Source organism: Candidatus Accumulibacter vicinus (genome assembly GCF_000584955.1).
GTDB classification, from domain to species: domain Bacteria; phylum Pseudomonadota; class Gammaproteobacteria; order Burkholderiales; family Rhodocyclaceae; genus Accumulibacter; species Accumulibacter vicinus.
The window spans coordinates 1-1596 of sequence record NZ_JDSS02000020.1 but is presented as its reverse complement, the minus strand read 5'-3'; the positions used below and the strand labels follow the sequence as shown (position 1 = coordinate 1596).

Here is a 1596-nt window from a genome sequence, read left to right as displayed (position 1 = left end):
ATGACTTTCATGATCGGGGGTGCCTGGAAAAGTCATGACCGTTAGTGAAACTGCTCTTCTTCGGTCGAACCCGTCAGCGCGGTCACTGACGAGGTGCCGCCCTGGATGACGGTGGTGACCTCATCGAAGTAACCGGTGCCGACTTCTTGCTGGTGCGAGACGAAGCTGTAGCCGCGGTCGCGCGCTGCGAATTCCGGTTCCTGGACTTTTTCGACGTAGGCGGTCATGCCGCGGGCGACGTAGTCCTGTGCCAGATCGAACATGTGATACCACATGTTGTGGATGCCGGCGAGGGTGATGAACTGGTACTTGTAGCCCATCGCGCCGAGTTCCTTCTGGAACCTGGCGATGGTCGCGTCGTCGAGATTTTTCTTCCAGTTGAATGACGGCGAGCAGTTGTAGGCCAGCAACTTGCCGGGATGCTTGGTGCGCACCGCCTCGGCGAACTTGCGGGCGAATTCGAGATCCGGTGTGCCGGTCTCGCACCATACCAGGTCGGCGTATTCGGCGTAGGCAACGGCGCGCGAGATCGCCTGCTCAAGACCTTTCCGCGTTTTGTAGAAGCCTTCGGAGGTACGCTCGCCGGTGACGAAGGGCGTGTCGTTGGCGTCGCAATCGGAGGTCAGCAGGTCGGCGGCTTCCGCGTCGGTGCGGGCAATGACCAGCGTCGGGACTCCGCAAACGTCGGCAGCGAAACGCGCGGCGATCAGCTTCTGAACGGCTTCTTGCGTCGGCACCAGCACCTTGCCACCCATATGGCCGCATTTTTTGACCGAAGCGAGCTGGTCTTCCCAGTGCACACCGGCTGCACCGGCGCGGATCATGGCCTTCATCAGTTCAAAAGCGTTGAGCACGCCACCAAAGCCGGCTTCGGCGTCAGCGACGATCGGTGCGAAGTAGTCGATATAACCCTTGTCACCGGGGTTGATTCCCTTGGAGTGCTGGATCTCGTCGGCACGACGGAACGAGTTGTTGATGCGTTCGACGACCTTTGGGACCGAATCGACCGGATACAGCGACTGGTCGGGGTACATCGCGGCGTAGGAGTTGTTGTCGGCAGCGACCTGCCAGCCCGATAGATAGATCGCCTTGACACCGGCTTTGACCTGCTGCATCGCCTGACCACCAGTCAGTGCGCCGAGGCAGTTGACGTAGGGCTCGTTATTGACGAGATTCCAGAGCTTCTCGGCACCACGCCGAGCGACGGTGTATTCGATCGGGAAGGAACCGCGCAGGCGGACGACATCAGCGGCCGAGTAGCCGCGCTTGATTCCCTTCCAGCGGGGGTTTTCCGCCCAGTCTTTTTCCAGTTCGGCAATCTGTTGCTCTCTAGTGCTCATGTTTTCCTCACGAAAATTATGAAGTGCAGTTGGGACCATGGTGACGCACCAGGAGGGGGCCAGAAAGCATTTTGAGGCACCAACTCGGGGCGACCAATGGCGTGCAGTATAAAGGGCTTTTCGCCCGCCCGCAATACTCTTATATAAGACATAAGAGATATCTTTGGAGGGTTGGACGAAGCCGCTACGCCGAGGAAAACCGTCCAGGGAGTACCGCCCGAGCCCTTGATTCGGAGGTCGAGATGGCCGGAGGCAC

The 1596-nt window shown here is 59.3% G+C and carries 1 protein-coding gene; it reads right to left on the bottom strand.

Going from position 1 to position 1596, the window contains the following annotated elements:
- Window positions 1-41: 41 nt before the first annotated feature.
- Window positions 42-1340, bottom strand: coding sequence for an isocitrate lyase (aceA, locus tag CAPSK01_RS08095; RefSeq protein WP_034925073.1), 1299 nt, complete (start codon window positions 1338-1340; stop codon window positions 42-44).
- Window positions 1341-1596 lie beyond the last annotated feature (256 nt).

Bases quoted from the DNA above. Each gene is read 5' to 3' on its own strand.
- aceA (WP_034925073.1), bottom strand. From the start codon at position 1,340: ATGAGCACTAGAGAGCAACAGATTGCCGAACTGGAAAAAGACTGGGCG.